Annotated in this window: 14 protein-coding genes and 1 tRNA gene; 12 read left to right on the top strand and 3 right to left on the bottom strand. The window is 63.5% G+C overall.

Annotated features, from left to right (window positions below):
* The first annotated feature begins 71 nt into the window (after positions 1 to 71).
* From L6639_RS07880 to L6639_RS07920, 9 genes are all read left to right on the top strand, one after another.
* Positions 72 to 2,111, top strand: coding sequence for an acyl CoA:acetate/3-ketoacid CoA transferase (locus L6639_RS07880; protein WP_237860485.1), 2,040 nt, complete (start codon positions 72 to 74; stop codon positions 2,109 to 2,111).
* 99 nt (positions 2,112 to 2,210) lie between these two features.
* Entirely contained in the window at positions 2,211 to 3,395 is a 1,185-nt protein-coding gene (locus L6639_RS07885) for a substrate-binding domain-containing protein (protein ID WP_237860488.1), read from the top strand.
* Positions 3,396 to 3,460: 65 nt separating this feature from the next.
* Positions 3,461 to 4,237, top strand: coding sequence for an ABC transporter ATP-binding protein (locus tag L6639_RS07890; RefSeq protein ID WP_237860491.1), 777 nt, complete (start codon positions 3,461 to 3,463; stop codon positions 4,235 to 4,237).
* Positions 4,234 to 4,956: an ABC transporter ATP-binding protein gene (locus tag L6639_RS07895; protein ID WP_237860494.1), complete on the top strand. Its 723-nt coding sequence runs from the start codon at positions 4,234 to 4,236 to the stop codon at positions 4,954 to 4,956. The genes L6639_RS07890 and L6639_RS07895 overlap by 4 nt, the downstream gene beginning before the upstream one ends.
* Entirely contained in the window at positions 4,953 to 5,963 is a 1,011-nt protein-coding gene (locus L6639_RS07900) for a branched-chain amino acid ABC transporter permease (RefSeq protein ID WP_237860496.1), read from the top strand. Before L6639_RS07895 ends, L6639_RS07900 begins: the two co-directional genes overlap by 4 nt.
* Positions 5,960 to 7,045 carry a branched-chain amino acid ABC transporter permease gene (locus L6639_RS07905; protein ID WP_237860498.1) on the top strand — a complete coding sequence of 362 codons (1,086 nt, stop codon included), beginning with the start codon at positions 5,960 to 5,962 and terminating at the stop codon, positions 7,043 to 7,045. The genes L6639_RS07900 and L6639_RS07905 overlap by 4 nt, the downstream gene beginning before the upstream one ends.
* A 214-nt stretch (positions 7,046 to 7,259) precedes the next feature.
* Positions 7,260 to 10,337: a bifunctional diguanylate cyclase/phosphodiesterase gene (locus tag L6639_RS07910; RefSeq protein ID WP_237861305.1), complete on the top strand. Its 3,078-nt coding sequence runs from the start codon at positions 7,260 to 7,262 to the stop codon at positions 10,335 to 10,337.
* 1 nt (position 10,338) lies between these two features.
* On the top strand, positions 10,339 to 11,406 hold the full coding sequence (locus L6639_RS07915) for a sensor domain-containing diguanylate cyclase (protein WP_237860500.1): 1,068 nt from the start codon (positions 10,339 to 10,341) through the stop codon (positions 11,404 to 11,406).
* Positions 11,407 to 11,472: 66 nt separating this feature from the next.
* Positions 11,473 to 11,549: transfer RNA gene (locus L6639_RS07920), tRNA-Arg, on the top strand.
* 97 nt (positions 11,550 to 11,646) lie between these two features.
* On the opposite strand, the gene L6639_RS07925 is transcribed toward L6639_RS07920, so the two are convergent.
* Complete coding sequence (locus L6639_RS07925) at positions 11,647 to 12,495, bottom strand: GAD-like domain-containing protein (RefSeq protein WP_237860502.1); 849 nt, start codon at positions 12,493 to 12,495, stop codon at positions 11,647 to 11,649.
* 429 nt (positions 12,496 to 12,924) lie between these two features.
* On the opposite strand from L6639_RS07925, the gene L6639_RS07930 reads away from it, so the two are divergent.
* From L6639_RS07930 to L6639_RS07940, 3 genes are read left to right on the top strand one after another with little or no spacing between them, the layout of a single operon-like run.
* On the top strand, positions 12,925 to 14,307 hold the full coding sequence (locus L6639_RS07930) for a TadE/TadG family type IV pilus assembly protein (RefSeq protein ID WP_237861306.1): 1,383 nt from the start codon (positions 12,925 to 12,927) through the stop codon (positions 14,305 to 14,307).
* Between the two features lie 9 nt (positions 14,308 to 14,316).
* Entirely contained in the window at positions 14,317 to 14,877 is a 561-nt protein-coding gene (locus tag L6639_RS07935) for a TadE/TadG family type IV pilus assembly protein (protein WP_237860504.1), read from the top strand.
* On the top strand, positions 14,874 to 15,467 hold the full coding sequence (locus L6639_RS07940; protein ID WP_237860505.1) for a TadE/TadG family type IV pilus assembly protein: 594 nt from the start codon (positions 14,874 to 14,876) through the stop codon (positions 15,465 to 15,467). Before L6639_RS07935 ends, L6639_RS07940 begins: the two co-directional genes overlap by 4 nt.
* Positions 15,468 to 15,571: 104 nt before the next feature.
* On the opposite strand, the gene L6639_RS07945 is transcribed toward L6639_RS07940, so the two are convergent.
* Both L6639_RS07945 and L6639_RS07950 read right to left on the bottom strand, forming a co-directional pair.
* Positions 15,572 to 15,865, bottom strand: a complete 294-nt coding sequence (locus L6639_RS07945; protein ID WP_237860509.1) for a hypothetical protein — start codon at positions 15,863 to 15,865, stop codon at positions 15,572 to 15,574.
* A gap of 219 nt (positions 15,866 to 16,084) precedes the next feature.
* Complete coding sequence (locus tag L6639_RS07950; RefSeq protein WP_237860510.1) at positions 16,085 to 16,771, bottom strand: DNA-3-methyladenine glycosylase I; 687 nt, start codon at positions 16,769 to 16,771, stop codon at positions 16,085 to 16,087.
* Positions 16,772 to 16,914: the final 143 nt, after the last annotated feature.

Raw genomic sequence — 16,914 nt, forward strand, 5'->3', positions numbered from 1 at the left:
CCCGTGATGCAGATCAAACAAAGCAAGAAGAGCGGACCATAGGATCCGCAAAAAACATGGGAGGGAATGCGATGAGCCAGCATCCTGCCTTGGCTTACCTGCCCAATTCCGAGAAGGGCAAGATCGTCACGGCCGCTGAAGCCGTCATGCTGATCCGTGACGGCGACACGGTCGCCACCGGCGGCTTCGTCGGCATCGGCTTTGCCGAGGAGATCGCGATCGCGCTGGAGGAGCTTTATCTGGCGAACGAGGACGATGCGCCCTACACGCAAGGCAAGCCGCGCAACCTCACGCTGGTCTATGCCGCGGGCCAGGGCGACGGCAAGCATCGCGGCCTCAACCACTTCGCGCATGAGGGCCTGGTCCGCCGTGTCATCGGCGGGCACTGGGGCCTTGCGCCAAAGCTCCAGCAGCTCGCGATCGCAAACCAGATCGAGGCTTATAATCTGCCGCAGGGCGTGATCACGCACCTGTTTCGCGACATCGCCGCGCATCGCCCGGCTCACATCACCCGCGTCGGCATCGGCACTTTCGTCGACCCCAGGCATGGCGGCGGCAAGCTGAATGCGCGCACCACCGAGGACATGGTGGAGCTGATCACGCTGCGCGGCGAGGAATGCCTGCTGTATCGGACGTTCCCGATCAATATCGGGATCATCCGCGCCACCACCGGCGATCCCGACGGCAACCTCACCATGGAGAAGGAGGCGCTGACACTGGAAGCGCTGGCGATTGCCATGGCCGCGCACAATTCTGGCGGCATCGTCATCGCCCAAGTGGAACGCGTCGCCGAGAGCGGCAGCCTCAATCCGCGTCAGGTCAAGATCCCCGGCGTGCTGGTCGATTGCGTGGTCGTGGCCAAGCCCGAACATCACTGGCAGACGTTTGGCACGCAATACAATCCCGCCTTCTCGAGCGAGATCAAGGTGCGCACGACCTCGCTGCCCGAGATGCCGATGAGCGAGCGCAAGATGATCGCCCGCCGCGCGGCCTTCGAGCTGAAGGCCAACAGCGTCGTCAATCTCGGCATCGGCATGCCCGAGGGCATAGCCTCCGTCGCCAATGAAGAGCGCATCATCGACTTGATCACGCTGACTGCGGAGCCCGGCGTGATCGGCGGCATCCCCGCAAGCGGCATCGATTTCGGCGCGGCGATCAATACCCAAGCGGTGATCGACCAGCCCTATCAGTTCGACTTCTATGATGGCGGCGGGCTGGACGTCGCCTTCCTCGGGCTTGCGCAGGTCGATCGCACCGGCAATCTCAACGTCAGCAAGTTCGGGCCGAAGCTGGCCGGCGCCGGCGGCTTCATCAACATCAGCCAGAATGCCAAGGAGGTCGTGTTCGTCGGCACTTTTGCCGCCGGCAGGCAACGCATCGCGGTCAACGACGGCAAGCTCGCCGTCGTCGAGGAAGCGAAATCCCGCAAATTCGTCGATCACGTCGAGCACGTGACGTTCAGCGGCCCCTTCGCCGCGACGCGCGGGCAACGCGTGCTCTATGTCACCGAGCGCTGCGTCTTCGCGCTGAGGCCCGACGGACTTGAGCTCACCGAGGTCGCACCCGGCATCGACATCGAACGCGACATCCTGCGCCTGATGGACTTCAAGCCGCTGATCCCGCGCGAGCCAACCCTGATGGATGCGCGCATCTTCCGCGACGGTCCCATGGATCTGCGCGAGCGGCTGCTCACCATTCCGCTCGACCAGCGCTTTGCGCTGGACGAGCAGCAGAACCTGTTCTTCATCAACCTGGAGCGCTATCCGCTACGCAGCAAGGCCGATATCGACGCGATCGCGCGCATCGTCGAAGCCAGGCTCGCGCCGCTCGGCCGCAAGGTCTACGCCATCGTCAATTATGACAACTTCTCGATTCTGCCGGAGCTGCTGGACGATTACTCGGCCATGGTGCGCAGCCTGGTCGATCGCTTCTATACCGGCGTGTCGCGCTACACGACTTCGGGCTTCCTGCGCATCAAGCTCGGCGAAGCGCTCGAAAAGCGCGGCGTCGCGCCGCACATCTTCGAGAGTGCCGAAGAGGCGCGGACGGACTGGCAGATCGAGGCCGGCGGCGCGAATGGCGGCACGCGGCTCGCGGCACGACAAGGCTAAAAATAATGCAGAGCAGCCTCAGCCGTAACGTCGAATTGCAATGTCCATCAGGCTATGCAAATCGCTATTGCCCAACACATTAAGTCAGGAGGGACCATCGTGCGTCGATCACTCATCATAACAACAACTATTCTCAGTCTCGCCGCGGTCGCCTCCGCGCACGCCGACGACCTCAAGGTCGCGCTGATCTACGGCAAGACCGGCCCGCTCGAAGCCTATGCCAAGCAGACCGAGACCGGCCTGCAGATGGGCTTCGAATACGCCACCAAGGGCACCATGACGCTCGACGGCCGCAAGATCGTCATCATCACCAAGGACGACCAGGGCAAGCCGGACCTCTCGAAGGCCGCGCTCGCCGAAGCCTATCAGGATGACAAGGCGGATATCGCAATCGGCACCACCTCCTCGGCCGCCGCGCTCGCCATTCTCCCCGTTGCGGAAGAGAACAAGAAGATTCTGATCGTCGAGCCCGCGGTCGCGGATCAGATTACCGGCGAGAAATGGAACCGCTACATCTTCCGCACCGCGCGCAATTCGTCGCAGGACGCGATCTCGAACGCGGTCGCGATCGGCAAGCAAGGCGTCACTGTCGCGACGCTGGCGCAGGACTACGCCTTCGGCCGCGACGGCGTCGCCGCCTTCAAGGAAGCGCTGGCCAAGACCGGCGCGACGCTCGGAGCTGAAGAATATGCTCCGACCAGCACCACCGACTTCACCGCCGTCGGCCAGCGCCTGTTCGATGCGCTGAAGGATAAGCCTGGCCGCAAGGTGATCTGGGTGATCTGGGCCGGCGCCGGCAATCCGCTGGCAAAGCTCCAGGACATGGATCCGAAGCGCTACGGCATCGAGCTCTCCACCGGCGGCAACATCCTGCCGGCGCTCGCCGCCTATAAGAGCCTGCCCGGCATGGAAGGCGCGACCTATTATTACTACGACATCCCGAAGAACCCGGTGAACGACTGGCTGGTCGCCGAGCACCAGAAGCGCTTCAACTCGCCGCCGGATTTCTTCACCGCGGGCGGCTTTACCGCCGCGATGTCGGTCGTGACTGCCGTCACCAAGGCGAAGTCGACCGACACCGAGAAGCTGATCACGGCGATGGAAGGCATGGAGTTCGACACGCCGAAGGGCAAGATGGTGTTCCGCAAGGAAGACCATCAGGCGCTGCAGAGCATGTATCACTTCAAGGTCAAGGTCGATCCGAACGTCGCCTGGGCCGTGCTCGAGCCGGTGCGCGAGCTGAAGATCGAGGACATGGACGTTCCGATCAAGAACAAGCGCTGAGCTTTCTTGCTTCACCTCTCCCGCTTGCGGGAGAGGTGTCACAACCGGCGACGAATTTGGCTTCAATGTCCCTCTCTCTCGAAACCCGCGACCTCACCATCCGCTTCGGCGGGCATGTCGCCGTCAACAACGTCAGCTGCACGTTCCGCCCGGGCGAGCTCACCGCCATCGTCGGGCCGAACGGTGCCGGCAAGACCACCTATTTCAACCTCATCTCGGGCCAGCTGCGCGCCTCCAGCGGCAGCATCCTGTTCGACGGTGCCGACATCACCCATCACTCCGCACCGCTGCGGACCCGTGCGGGACTGGGGCGCGCCTTCCAGCTCACCAATCTTTTTCCGAACCTGACGGTCGAAGAGAACGTCCGCCTCGCGGTGCAGGCAACCAACGGCACCCATTACGACATGCTGCGGCCCTGGATGGTCCGCCGCGATCTGATCGCACGCGCTGACGCCATCCTCGACCAGGTCGCGCTCGGCAATCGCCGCAGCGTCGCCGCAACCGTGCTGTCGCATGGCGACCAGCGCAAGCTCGAAGTCGCGCTGATGATTGCACTGGAGCCGAAGGTATTCATGTTCGATGAGCCGACGGCCGGCATGAGCATCGACGAGGTGCCCGTCGTGCTGAACCTGATCGCGCAGCTCAAGCAGGACAAGAGCAAGATCATCCTGCTGGTCGAGCACAAGATGGACGTGGTGCGTTCGCTCGCCGACCGCATCATCGTGCTGCATAACGGCCAGCTCGTCGCCGACGGCCTACCGGCCGAGGTGATCGCCTCGCCAATCGTGCAGAAAGCCTATCTCGGCGTTGCTCCCAAGAACGCTGCAGGGAGTGCCGCATGACCGACCTCCTGAAACTCTCCGGCGTGCACACCCATATCAGCCGCTACCACATCCTCCAGGGCATCGACCTCGCCGTCCCGCAAGGGCAGGTCACGATGCTGCTCGGCCGCAATGGCGCCGGCAAGACCACGACGCTGCGCACTATCATGGGCCTGTGGCAGGCCTCCTCCGGCGAGATTACGCTCAGTGGCGAACGCATCGAGCGCCTCGCCACGCCCGACATCGCGCGGCTCGGCGTCGGCTATGTGCCCGAGAGCATGGCGGTGTTCTCCGATCTCACGGTGAAGGACAATCTCGTTCTGGCGGCTCGCGATGCGGCGATGGACGACAGACAGCTGGAGTGGATATTCGGCTTCTTCCCGGCGCTGCGCCGGTTCTGGCTGTCGCGCGCCGGGAGCCTCTCGGGCGGACAGAAGCAGATGTTGTCGATCGCGCGCGCCATCATCGAGCCGCGCAAGCTGCTCTTGATCGACGAGCCGACCAAGGGTCTGGCGCCCGCCATCGTGATGGCGCTGATCGAATGCCTGAAGGAGATCAAGCGCAAGGGCGCGACCATTCTCCTCGTCGAGCAGAATTTCTTTGCAGCCCGCGAACTCGGCGACAGCGTGCTGGTGATGGACAACGGCACCATCGTCCATCGCGGTGAGATGGCGGCGCTGGCCGCCGACGTGCCGCTGCAGGAACGGTTGCTCGGCCTGAGCCTGGAGGCACATCAGTGACAGACCTTGCCGCGTCGGATCCGCTGCCGAAGCCGAAGCGCGACCTTGCGCCGATCCTGCTGCCGATCGCGCTCGCGCTGATCATGATTCCGCTGGTCGGCTCGCCCTCGACCTGGCTGACGCTGACGGCGGCAAGCCTCGCCATGGGCATGATGATCTTCATCATGGCCTCGGGCCTGACGCTGGTGTTCGGCCTGATGGACGTGCTCAATTTCGGCCATGGCGCCTTCATCGCGGTCGGCGCCTATGTCGCAACCCTTGTGTTCGCGCCGTTCGCTGCCTCCGTGCAGGCGGATTCGCTCTGGGTCAACCTCGCAGTGCTGGCCCCGGCGGCGCTGCTGTCGATGGCGGTATCAGGTGCGCTCGGCCTGGTCGTCGAGCGCGTGTTGATCCTTCCTGTGTACGGTCAGCATCTGAAGCAGATCCTGATGACGACGGGCGGCCTCATCGTTGCCGAGCAGACGCTTTATGCGCTGTGGGGACCGCAGATCATTCCGATGCCGCTGCCGGCCTCTTTGCGCGGCTCCTTCATCCTCGGCGACGTTGCGATCGCCAAATACCGCGTGCTGGCGATGCTGATTGGCCTGGCCGTCTTCATCGCGATCCAGCTCGTGCTCAACCGCACCAAGCTCGGGCTCCTGATCCGTGCCGGCGTCGAGAACCGCGAGATGGTCGAGGCGCTCGGCTATCGCATCCGCCGCCTGTTCCTCGGCGTGTTCATGACGGGATCGGCGCTCGCCGGCCTCGGCGGCGTGATGTGGGCGCTCTATCGCGAGCAGGTCCATGCCTCGATGAGCGACGAGCTCACCGTCCTGATTTTCGTCGTCGTCATCATCGGCGGCCTCGGCTCGATCGGCGGCTGCTTCATCGGCGCGCTCCTGGTGGCGATGGTCGCCAACTACGGCGGCTTCCTGGTGCCAAAACTCGCCCTCGTCTCCAACATCCTGCTGATGGTCGCCGTTCTGATGTGGCGGCCGCGCGGCCTCTATGCGGTGACCAGCCGATGATGCTTCTCTCGGGCGATCCGCCGCGGAGCCGCGTGCTCACGCTCATTCTCGTCGTCATCATCCTGGCGCTGGCGGCGACGCCGTTCCTGTTTCCGGGTGCAAAGGCACTGAACGTTGCGGCCAAGATCTGCGTCTTTGCCGCCTTGGTGGCGTCCTACGATTTGCTGCTCGGCTACACCGGCACGGTGTCGTTCGCGCACACCATGTTCTACGGCATCGGCAGCTACGCGATCGCGATCGCGCTGTATGGCATGGGTCCGAACTGGGCTGCGGTTGCAACCGGCATAGTCGTCGGACTGCCGCTGGCCGCGCTGCTTGCGCTTGCGATCGGCCTGTTCTCGTTGCGGGTGGCCGCGATTTTCTTTGCGATGATCACACTCGCTGTCGCCTCCGCCTTCCAGGTCCTGGCCTCGCAATTGTCATGGCTCACGGGCGGTGAGGACGGGCGCAGCTTCCAGCTGCCGGAGCTGCTGCGCCCCGGCACGGTGCTGATCTCCAAAAACCTGTTCGGCTTCGAGGTCAACGGCCGCATCCTGACCTTCTATCTGGTGTTCGCGATCTCGGCCCTGATGATCCTCGCTTTGCTGCGCGTGGTGAACTCCCCGTTCGGCCGCGTGCTGCAGGCGATCCGCGAGAACCGATTCCGCGCCGAGGCGCTGGGCTTCCGCACCGTGTTCCATCTGACCTACGCCAACTGCCTTGCGGCCCTCGTCGCCGCCAGCGCCGGCATCCTGAACGCGCTGTGGCTGCGTTATGCCGGCCCGGACACCTCGCTCAGTTTCTCCATCATGCTGGACATTCTCCTGATGGTGGTGATCGGCGGCATGGGCACGATCTACGGCGCGATCATCGGCGCCACGATCTTCATCCTCGCCCAGAATTATCTGCAATCCCTCATGGGCGTCGCCTCCAAGGCCGCGGGCGAAGCCGGCCTGCCACTGCTGCCGGGGCTGCTGCACCCGGACCGCTGGCTGCTCTGGCTCGGGCTGCTCTTCATTGCCAGCGTGTATTTCTTCCCGACCGGCGTGGTCGGACGGCTGCGTAACGGCCGTGGCGAGAAGAATGCGGGCGCCTCGCATTAGGCTTCCGGTAACGATGCGGCGCAGCGTCCTTCGCAGACGCGGCGCAACCGGGGCAACGCCAAGCGGTTCGCCTCTGCTGGATATCCGTAGAAATCCGCAACCGGTTTAAGCCATGGGTAACCGGCTTTCCTAAGCATTGCGCCATCTGTCGATGGTATTTCTGCTCTTCCAGGGGAGAGGGATGCGCCAGTTTTTGTCAGGGATGGCAGCTGCAATGTTCCGGGCCGCGAAAGGCGGCTGGGACGCCGCCATGCGGCGCGGCCCCGTGCTGTGGTTGACACTCTCAGGCATGCTGCTGGTCGCCGGCATCTTCGCCGTGACCGCGATGGCCGTCGGCGAGTTTCGCGAGCGCACGCTGGCCAACCGCGAGCGCGAGCTGGAAAACACCGTGCAGCTGATTGCGCGGCACTTCGATCAGCAGTTTGAAGATTCCGACGTCGTCGCGGCCGATTTGATCGGGCAGATGCACCTGCCTGAGATCACGTCGCCGCAGATGTTCCGCGAGCGCATGTCCGGACCCGAAGCGAACAGGATGCTGCGGAGCAAGATTGGCGCCGTCTCCTATCTCGGCGACATCGCGATCTACGACGCTGACGGAGAGATCATCTCCTGGTCACGTGCGCAGCCGCTGCCCAAGATCAACATCTCCTCGCGCGCCTACTTCCAGACCTTCAAGACCAATCCGATGTCGGAGCCGGTGCTGCTGGAATCCGTGCGCAGCTTTCTGATCGGCAAATGGACGACGGTCGTGGCGCGGCGGCTGAGCCTGCCGGACGGCACTTTCGTCGGCGCGCTGGTGAGGCGGATCGATCCCGACAGCTATCAACGCTATTTCGCCTCGGTCGCGCTGGCCGAGGGCGCCGCCATCTCGCTGTTCGACCGCGAAGGCGTGATGCTGGCGCGCTACCCCAACGTCGAATCGATGATCGGCAGAAGCTACAAGAGCGCGCCTCTGATGCAGAAGGTGCTGACCTTCGGCGGTCAGCACACACTTCGCGTCAAGAGCCCGGTCGACGGCACCGATAAACTCGGCTCCGCGGCATCGCTGACCCATTTTCCGCTTGTCATCGTCGCCACCAACACGATGTCGTCCGCGCTGGCCGACTGGCGACAGCAGACCGGCTTCATGGTCACCACCGCGACGCTGTCGGCGGCGGTGATCGCGCTGATCCTGTTCATGATCATCCGCCAGATCATCAGGCAGAACCGCGAGGCTCAGAAGCGGCTGGAAGCGGAACGGCTGCGGCTCGACACCGCCCTCAACAACATGTCGCAAGGGCTGATCCTGTACGACGCTGACGGCTATATCGTCACCTGCAATCGCCGCTATGCCGACATGTTCGGTCTCTCCCACGACGTCATCAAGCCCGGCTGCCACATCCACCAGGCGATGTACCACCGCAAGGAGCGCAACGCGTTCAGCGGCAACGTCGAAGAGTTCTGCGCCGAGGTCTTCAGGGGCGTCGCCGAAGGCAAGGTCGCCACCAAACAGCATCAATTGCCCAACGGGCGCGCTTTCCAGGTCATCAACACGCCGCTCGCGCAAGGCGGATGGGTTGCCACGATCGAGGAGATCACCGAGCGTCGCAATCTGGAGCAGGAGCGCGACCGCAACTACACCTTTCTCCGCGAGATCATCGACCACATTCCCTCGCAGATCACGGTGAAAGACGCCCACACGCGGCGCTACCTCTTGGTCAACCGGATAGCCGAGGACATTTTCGGGGAAGGCGGCAAGACGATCGTCGGCAAGACGGCGGCCGATATTTTGCCCGAAGCGGACGCCGACGTCGTCACGCGCGACGATGACGCCGTGCTGCAATCACCGGAACGGCTGCTGCAAAGAGAGCAGAGCTGGAAAACTCCGACCGACGGCCAGCGCCATACCATTTCGAAGCGCATCGGCATCTGCGACAAGGCCGGTGACCCGCGCTACATCATCAACGTCATCGAGGATGTCACCGAACAGCGCAACGCCGCCGAGAAGATCGCGCATATGGCGCATTATGACGCGCTGACCGGCTTGCCCAACCGCGCGCTGTTCCGCGAGCAGATCGAGCGCGAGCTGGAGAAGGTCGCCGGCGGCGCCCAGTTCGCGCTGCTCTATATCGACGTCGACGAATTCAAGGGCATCAACGATTCGCTCGGCCACCATGTCGGCGACGAGCTGTTGATGGCGATCGCGGGCCGCATCCGCGCCTGTCTGAGGCCAGGCGATCTGATCGCGCGACTCGGGGGCGACGAGTTCGCCGTGATCCAGACGGGTATCGAATCCTCTACCGACGTACTGGCCTTCGTGACTGAGATCCACGAAGCGATCCGCCGCCCCTATCATTGCCTCGGCCACCAGCTCTCCACGGACGCCAGCATCGGCATCGCGCTGGCGCCGCAGGACGGTGCCGATCTCGACCAGCTCATCAAGAACGCGGACCTTGCGATGTATGGCGCCAAGGCGGAAGGGCGGCGCACTTATCGCTTCTTCGTGCCGGAGATGGATGCGAGCGCCAAGGCCCGCCTCTCGCTGGAGCAGGATCTGCGGCAGGCGCTGGTCAATGGCGGCTTCGAGATCCACTACCAGCCGCTGGTCAATCTGCACTCGGGCAAGGTCTCCGGCTGCGAGGCGCTGCTGCGTTGGCGCCATCCCGAACGCGGCATGGTCTCGCCCGCCGAATTCATTCCGATCGCCGAGGATACCGGCCTGATCAACGAGCTGGGCGACTGGGTGCTGCGCACGGCCTGCAACGAGGCCGCGACCTGGCCCGCCCATATCCGCCTCGCCGTCAACGTCTCGCCCGTGCAGCTCAAATGCGATACGCTGGCGCTGCGGATTGCCGGCGCACTTGCCGCCTCCGGGCTGGAGCCGCGCCGGCTGGAGCTCGAGATCACCGAGGCTGTGCTGATCCGCGACGACGAGGCGGCGCTCTCGATCCTTCATCAGCTCCGCTCGATCGGCGTGCGCATCGCGCTCGACGATTTCGGCACGGGCTATTCCTCGCTAAGCTATCTGAAGCGATTCCCGTTCGACAAGATCAAGATCGACCGCTGCTTCGTCGCCGACATCGCCGACGCCGGCGGCGCGCCTGTTATCGTGCAGGCGGTGGTGAACATCGCCTCCGCCAGCGACATGACCACGGTCGCCGAAGGCGTCGAGACCGAGGCCCAGCGTGAGATGCTGCGTGCCCTCGGCTGCACGGAGATGCAGGGCTATTTGTTCAGCAGACCGAAGCCGGCGGCCGAGGTCCGCGAGCTGTTCGGCCCTGGCGATGCCATTCCTGTAGCGGCGGTGGCCTGAGATGGCAAAGCTCGGCAATACTCCCGCGAAGACCGTCGATGTCGCCGATTCCTACGCAGTGCGGCTGATGCAGCATCTGGTGGTGCCGACCTTCGTGATCGATCCGAAACGACGCGTCGTGATCTGGAACAAGGCCTGCGAACGGCTGACCGGCGTTGCCGCCTCCGAGGTGATCGGCACCAACAAGCATTGGCAGGCCTTCTACGAGGCCAAGCGCCCTTGCCTTGCCGATCTGGTTGCGCTCGACCAGCCCGAGCAGCTGCCGGAGTTCTATTCGGAATATGCCGCGCGCGGCCATAACGGGCTTGGCTTTTCCGCGGAAAACTGGTGCGTGATGCCGAAGCTCGGTAGCCAGCTCTATCTCGCGATCGACGCCGGTCCGATCCATGACGAGGCGGGCAATCTGATCGCCGTGGTGGAGACGCTGCGCGACCTCACCGACCAGAAGCGCGCCGAAATGGCGCTGAAGGAGCTCGCCACCAAGGACGGGCTGACGGGCCTGTCGAACCGTCGCTCGTTCGACCAGATGCTGATGAGCGAATGGGCGCGCGCGCAGCGGACGCAGAAGCCGCTGGCGCTGCTGTTCGTCGACGTCGATCATTTCAAGCTGTTCAATGACGAGCACGGCCACCAGACCGGCGACGAGTGCCTGCGCGCGATCGCGCGCGTGGTCAGCCGCCACGCGGTGCGTCCGCTCGACCTCGCCGGCCGGTACGGTGGCGAGGAATTTGCGCTGATCCTGCCGGAAATGAGCCGCGACGATGCCTGCGCCATCGCCGAGGAGATTCGCCGGGCCGTGATGGCCTTGCAGATCGCCCATGGCGCCCATGGCGCCGGCGACCATGTGACCCTCAGTGTCGGCGTCGCCTGCCATATCCCCGGCGAGGCCGATGACGCCCCCAACGGCCTGCTCGGTGCGGCCGATCAAGCCCTCTATGCCGCCAAGCGACTCGGCCGCAACCGTGTGGTCTGCTCCGAGCGGGTGCTGGCCGAATTTGCGGCTCTCGGCAGCGATAATGGGCCAGTTAGCGGTCAAGTTCCTGCCGCCGCTCCACGCAAATCGGCCTAAAGCGCTGATATTGCCGCGGTGGACCGGTTGCCCGCCCCTCGCCATTAGGCTAAATGAGGCCTCGCTGCACCCGTAGCTCAGCTGGATAGAGCGTTGCCCTCCGAAGGCAAAGGTCACACGTTCGAATCGTGTCGGGTGCGCCATCTCGGTGGAAGACCGTCTACTCCAGAACCCGCCGCCTTGCGCCAGATGCGGTAGCCAGAATGCGCGCGAACGGGGCTTCTGCCGCCCGGCGGGCGCCTACAGCTTGTCCCGTTGTCCGATGTAGCGCACGAACTCGACGTGGCCATAGGGATAGCCCGGCGGATCGGGTGGCGTCAGACGCGTCAGCTTGAAACGATCGATTTGCGCAAGGATCTGAAAATGCTCGGCAGCTCTCACGCGTTTGAGATTCTCGACCGCGTAGGCCCCGCCCAGTTGCAGCGCAGGAAAGAGGCCGTAGACCTCGCCCGGTTCGAGGGCGCCGCACCGGGCGGCGGCAGCGGCAAGGAGTTCGAGGTCGTCCCGATCAGATTCCGATTTCCTGGTGCTCGCAAAAGCGGACACGCTGTAGTCCTCGGAGAACGGCTGACCTGTGACACGGTCGTGCCACGAACTCGCTGGCGGGTTGAACACTGAGGAGAGCAGGAGTGAAACACTCATCTGGCGCCGACGCCGGTGCCATACTTTCAGATAACCAAATGCCGTATAGGCAATCACCGTCATATCCGACGGGTTGAACTCGTCATCATTCCTGAAGATGAGGTCGAGCACGGCGTCGAACGGCGCGGGATCGCAGAGCCAGTACAATCCGTCAAAATAGGCCCCACGCCCATGCTCGCGCCAGAAGCGGATCAAGGCCTGCGGCACGCGATCCGCATAGCGCGCGGCCTCCTCGGGGCTGATCCTGCTTGCGTGCTCCGGCTCTCCAAGCTTCTGGACCATCGACGCCAGTAGATCCACCTCCCCCGGAGCTTTCGGCGGATCCTGAGCCAATACCGGCCGCGAGAATGTCAGCATAGCGGCGGATGCCGCCCAGCCAAGCACGGCGCGACGTGAGGCAAAATGCCTCGTGCCTTCGATCTCGCCGGCTGAGCCGCTAAAGGTCATCCCGTGCCGTTCTGGCTGACGCCAACTCAGTCAAAACATCGCGGCGGCGCATTTATTCCGACTGCAACACCCGCGCGGGACTTGATCTCACGACGTTCCGTTCCGCTGATTTCAGCGTCTGGCCTTTCGGCCGTGATACGCCAATGGCCGACAAGGCCGCAGGCATCCGCGGCCCCCGGCCTTCAATACCGCCGTTTTGCGGTGACGTCTTTACGGCCGGTTAATTGCGTCGCTTCAATCTGACATTGGCGACATCGGGCACTCCATGTTCGCGCGGTGCAAGTAAGTATTACTTAAACAGCCAGCCTTCAAAGTTCCCCCTGCCGAGAGACAGGCGGAGGCTTTTCGATCCGCCCGCTTCCGGCAAGCGATACCTGAACTGACGGGGAATTGCCTGTGCCGTGGTTAACGGCGATTAGGATGAAGGTCATGCTGCGCGCCTCGCTTTGTCGTTTTATCAGGGATCGCAAGGCCAACGTTGCCGTCATATTCGCGATCCTGCTGTTCCCGACCGTCTATCTACTGGGCATGACGCTCGATTACACGCAGGCCCAGCGCCGGCAATCGCAGCTGGACGCCGCAGCCGATGCCGCCGCGATCGCGGCGGTGACGCCGTCGATGATGGCGCAGAGCACGACGGTCGCGCAGACGACCGCCACGAACATCTTCAATGCGACGGCAAACGCGATCGCCGGCGGCCTGTCAGGGAGTCCCGCGCTGACGGTCAATGTCGGCAATACCGGCCTGGTGCGCACCGCGACCGTCACTTACACCGCAAACTCCAGCAACGCCTTCCCGACCCTGCTCGGCGCCCCCGTGTGGCCGATCAAGGGCTCAGCGACGGCCAGCGCTTCGGGCGCGCCCAACATCAACTTCTATCTTCTGCTGGACGACTCGCCGTCGATGGGCATCGCAGCGACGTCGACCGATATTACCAACATGATCACCGCGACCGCTAGCCAGCCCTCCGGCTCGAGGAGCTGCGCGTTCGCCTGTCACGAGTCGCATCCCGAGAAGGACTCCGGCGCGAACGCGTCGACCAAGGACAACCTCAGCATCGCACGCACCAAGAACATCACGCTGCGTATCGACCTCGTGGCCCAGGCGACCGCAAGCCTGATGACCACGGCGCAACAGACCGAGGCGACGCAGAACAACACCTACAAGGCCGCGATCTACACGTTCGACTACGGCTTCAACACGATCTATGCGCCGTCGGGGCTGCCATCCTCCGACTTGTCGACGGCCGCGACCCAGGCCGCCAACAATATTTCGCTTGTCACCGTCGACCATCAGAACTGCGTGGTCTCGGGATGCGCCATCAGCACCGACTATGGCACCGACATCGAGAACGCGCTCTCAAGCGTCAATGCGATCATGCCCGCACCCGGCGGGGGATCCAACCAGACCGGAGACACGCCTCAGGAAGTGGTGTTCCTCGTGACCGACGGCGTTGACGACAAGATCGTATCGATGAGCTCGTCCTGTAGCGGAACGCCGATTGCCACCGGCTCCAATTTTCGGTGTCAGCAACCGGTCAACACCACGAACTGCACGACGATCAAGAACCGGGGAATTCGTATCGCGGTGCTCTATACCGAGTACCTGCCGCTCACGAGCAATGGCTGGTACAATTCCTATATCGCGACATTCAATAATCCTTCCTCGTCAGCCGGACAGATCGCGCAGAACCTGAAATCCTGCGCATCGCCCGGCTTGTTCTACGACGTACAGTCGGGCGGCGACATTTCCGCGGCGCTCAGGCAATTGTTCCTGTTGGTCGTGGAAACGGCCCCTCACCTGACCAACTGAGCGAGCGTCATGCCCGAGCTGCGAGCGGTATCCGGAAAGCGACGCCTTCACAAGACGCTCGCGGCGTTCCGCAACGACGAGAACGGCGCGAACGCCGTCGAGTTCGCCTTGGTCGCGCCGATATTCATCGCGTTGCTGGTCGGAATTATCCAGATCTTCCTGGTTTTCTTCGGCCAGCAATTGCTTCAGCAGGTCGTGCAGCAGTCCGCCCGGCAGGTCATGACCGGACAAGTGCAGACGGCCGGGATGACGCAGACGCAGTTTTCGACCCTGGTCTGCTCGCAGGTCCGCATCATCTTCAACTGCAGCAATCTGATGATCAGCCTCCAGTCCGGGAGCAGCTGGTCGGCGATGAGCGCGGCTTCACCGACATTGACGTTCAATGCCGACGGCACTGTCTCCAACAACTGGCCCTACAGTCCGGGCGGTCCTTCAGACAAGGTCGTCCTGGAGGTAATCTACCAATGGCCGGTCTTCGGGGGGCCGCTCGGCTTCACCCTGGCAAACCTGCCGAACGGCAATCGTCAGATCACGGCGACCGCCGCTTTCCAGAATGAGCCCTATCAATGACCCGCTTGCCCGTGCGCCTGAGGCGGTTTCGAGCCAACGAAGATGCCGTGGCAGCCATCGAGTTTGCCATCGTGCTGCCGTTCATGCTGCTGCTGTGCATGGGCGGCGTCGAACTCGGCAACGCCCTCTCGATCAACGTCAAGGTCACGGCCACGGTACACACCATTGCCGACATCCTGTCGCAGAATAAGTGCGTGACCACCAGCGATGTCACCGGCATTCTCAGCGCCTCGTCGAAAGTCCTCTCCCCGTACGACATCACCAAGGCGGTCGTGACCCTCACGGAGGTGCAGCCGACCGGCGACCACGTTACGGCCAAAGTGATCTGGAGCCAGTCGCTTAACGGCACCGCAAGAACCGCCGGGACCACCGTCAACCTGCCGACATCCCTGACCGGAGTGCCGACCAACAGCGGGCTCATCCTCGGTGAGGCAACTTATGCCTACACGCCGAATCTCGGCTACACGATCAGCGGCACCGTCATGCTCAGCGACAGCTACTATCTGTACCCGCGCCAGACGAACTTCGTCCCGACCATCACGAGCGGGTCGACGCCGCCCGTCCCGGCAGCGTCCTGTCCGACGTCGTGATGACGGCGACCGGATCTATCAGCGATAAATCATACGCCTGATCCGACCACCCGTCTCCAACCACCCTTCGGCACCGCGAAGGGTGGCTGCTTGTGTGTCCCGTGTCAGTGCCTCACATGCTCGAACACGACGATCACGCCGGTCGGCTCGGGCTCGTGCGCCATCAGCCGCGTCAGATCGGCATCGCTCCAGTCGGCGAGGCTGACGACTTCACCTGTCTGTCGTTCCGCATTGAGCGACGGCGTCGGCTCGAGGACCTTCAAGCCCATCTCGTCGACGAAGAACGTGTGTTCGCCGAACATGCTGTTGAGCTGGGGCATGGCGGGATGCTCGTCGGGCAGCACCTGGGCGCCGAGCTGGTTGATGGTCTGCTTCACCTGTTCGGACGTGAGCTTCATGAGCTGCTCCGTTCTATCGTTCGAGTTTCGTGGCTTGAACCAGGTTTTGGCCGGAGCGCGTGTTCCCGTGTATCGCCTGGCTCAAGCTTCCGAACGGGTGCTGCGCACAAATGTTCCTGCACGATGCATTTCGTGATCGCGCGTTGCATCTGCCGCACCAATGGCGCGGGATCGCCACACGGTGTCCACGGTTCGAGGCGGCAGGACGCCAACCGCCTGCTACTCGCTTCTATTCTCGCCGACCGAAAGCGCGCAGATGCGCGACAGATGGGTGTAGGGCAGGCCCGTCTCCTCCGCCCAGGCATTGAACTGCGCCTGCACCTTGGCGAGATCGCCCTTGGACTTGACCTCTTCGGCGATGTCGAGGCCGGCATCACGCAGGCAGGCGACCACGTCCTTCGATGTGACGAAACCGTCCCAGCCGACGAAGCGCAGCAGCATCTGGCCGGTGTTGCCGCCTAACCGGCTGCCGCGCTTGGCCAGGAGATCGAGCAAGCCGATCTCGTTGGACGGCGGCCATTTGGCCAGAAACTTGCCGAAGCTGCCGTGCTCCTTGGCAATCTCCTGGACGAAAGCGGCATTGTCGCGCACCGACATGATCTTGGCGCCGTTGCGCACGATCCGCGCATCACGCAGCAGGCCTTCCCAAAAATCTTCCGGCTGAAAGCTGAGCTTGGCCGGCTGGAAGCGCAGAAAGGCGTCTTCAAAGCCGTCCCATTTCGCGTCGATCACGCTCCAGGCAAAGCCGGCGCAAAACACTCGCTTCGTCATCTCGGCAAGGATGCGGTCGTCGCCGAGTTTTGCCAGACGCTTCAAGTCCGGCTTGTCGGGCATCAGCTTTTCGAGCGCCTTGGGCCCACCTTTGCGCTTCTCGGCGCGGGCGCGAATGGACTTGAAGGAGGGCATGCGATCACCCGGGGTTGAAGGCACGCTACGACAGCAGAATTCCGCGATCGGGTCCAGACCCGCAAACCGGACCTGCGCTTGCGCGCCGCCGGCCGCCGCAGCATGCTTCCTGCTTGCCTGGATCGGCGACAGCGATGCTGGTC

Source organism: Bradyrhizobium zhengyangense, assembly GCF_022012555.1.
GTDB lineage: Bacteria > Pseudomonadota > Alphaproteobacteria > Rhizobiales > Xanthobacteraceae > Bradyrhizobium > Bradyrhizobium zhengyangense.

Bases quoted from the DNA above. Each gene is read 5' to 3' on its own strand.
- L6639_RS07880 (WP_237860485.1), top strand. From the start codon at position 72: ATGAGCCAGCATCCTGCCTTGGCTTACCTGCCCAATTCCGAGAAGGGC.
- L6639_RS07890 (WP_237860491.1), top strand. From the start codon at position 3,461: ATGTCCCTCTCTCTCGAAACCCGCGACCTCACCATCCGCTTCGGCGGG.
- L6639_RS07895 (WP_237860494.1), top strand. From the start codon at position 4,234: ATGACCGACCTCCTGAAACTCTCCGGCGTGCACACCCATATCAGCCGC.
- L6639_RS07905 (WP_237860498.1), top strand. From the start codon at position 5,960: ATGATGCTTCTCTCGGGCGATCCGCCGCGGAGCCGCGTGCTCACGCTC.
- L6639_RS07910 (WP_237861305.1), top strand. From the start codon at position 7,260: ATGTTCCGGGCCGCGAAAGGCGGCTGGGACGCCGCCATGCGGCGCGGC.
- L6639_RS07915 (WP_237860500.1), top strand. From the start codon at position 10,339: ATGGCAAAGCTCGGCAATACTCCCGCGAAGACCGTCGATGTCGCCGAT.
- L6639_RS07925 (WP_237860502.1), bottom strand. From the start codon at position 12,495: ATGACCTTTAGCGGCTCAGCCGGCGAGATCGAAGGCACGAGGCATTTT.
- L6639_RS07930 (WP_237861306.1), top strand. From the start codon at position 12,925: ATGCTGCGCGCCTCGCTTTGTCGTTTTATCAGGGATCGCAAGGCCAAC.
- L6639_RS07935 (WP_237860504.1), top strand. From the start codon at position 14,317: ATGCCCGAGCTGCGAGCGGTATCCGGAAAGCGACGCCTTCACAAGACG.
- L6639_RS07940 (WP_237860505.1), top strand. From the start codon at position 14,874: ATGACCCGCTTGCCCGTGCGCCTGAGGCGGTTTCGAGCCAACGAAGAT.
- L6639_RS07945 (WP_237860509.1), bottom strand. From the start codon at position 15,865: ATGAAGCTCACGTCCGAACAGGTGAAGCAGACCATCAACCAGCTCGGC.
- L6639_RS07950 (WP_237860510.1), bottom strand. From the start codon at position 16,771: ATGCCCTCCTTCAAGTCCATTCGCGCCCGCGCCGAGAAGCGCAAAGGT.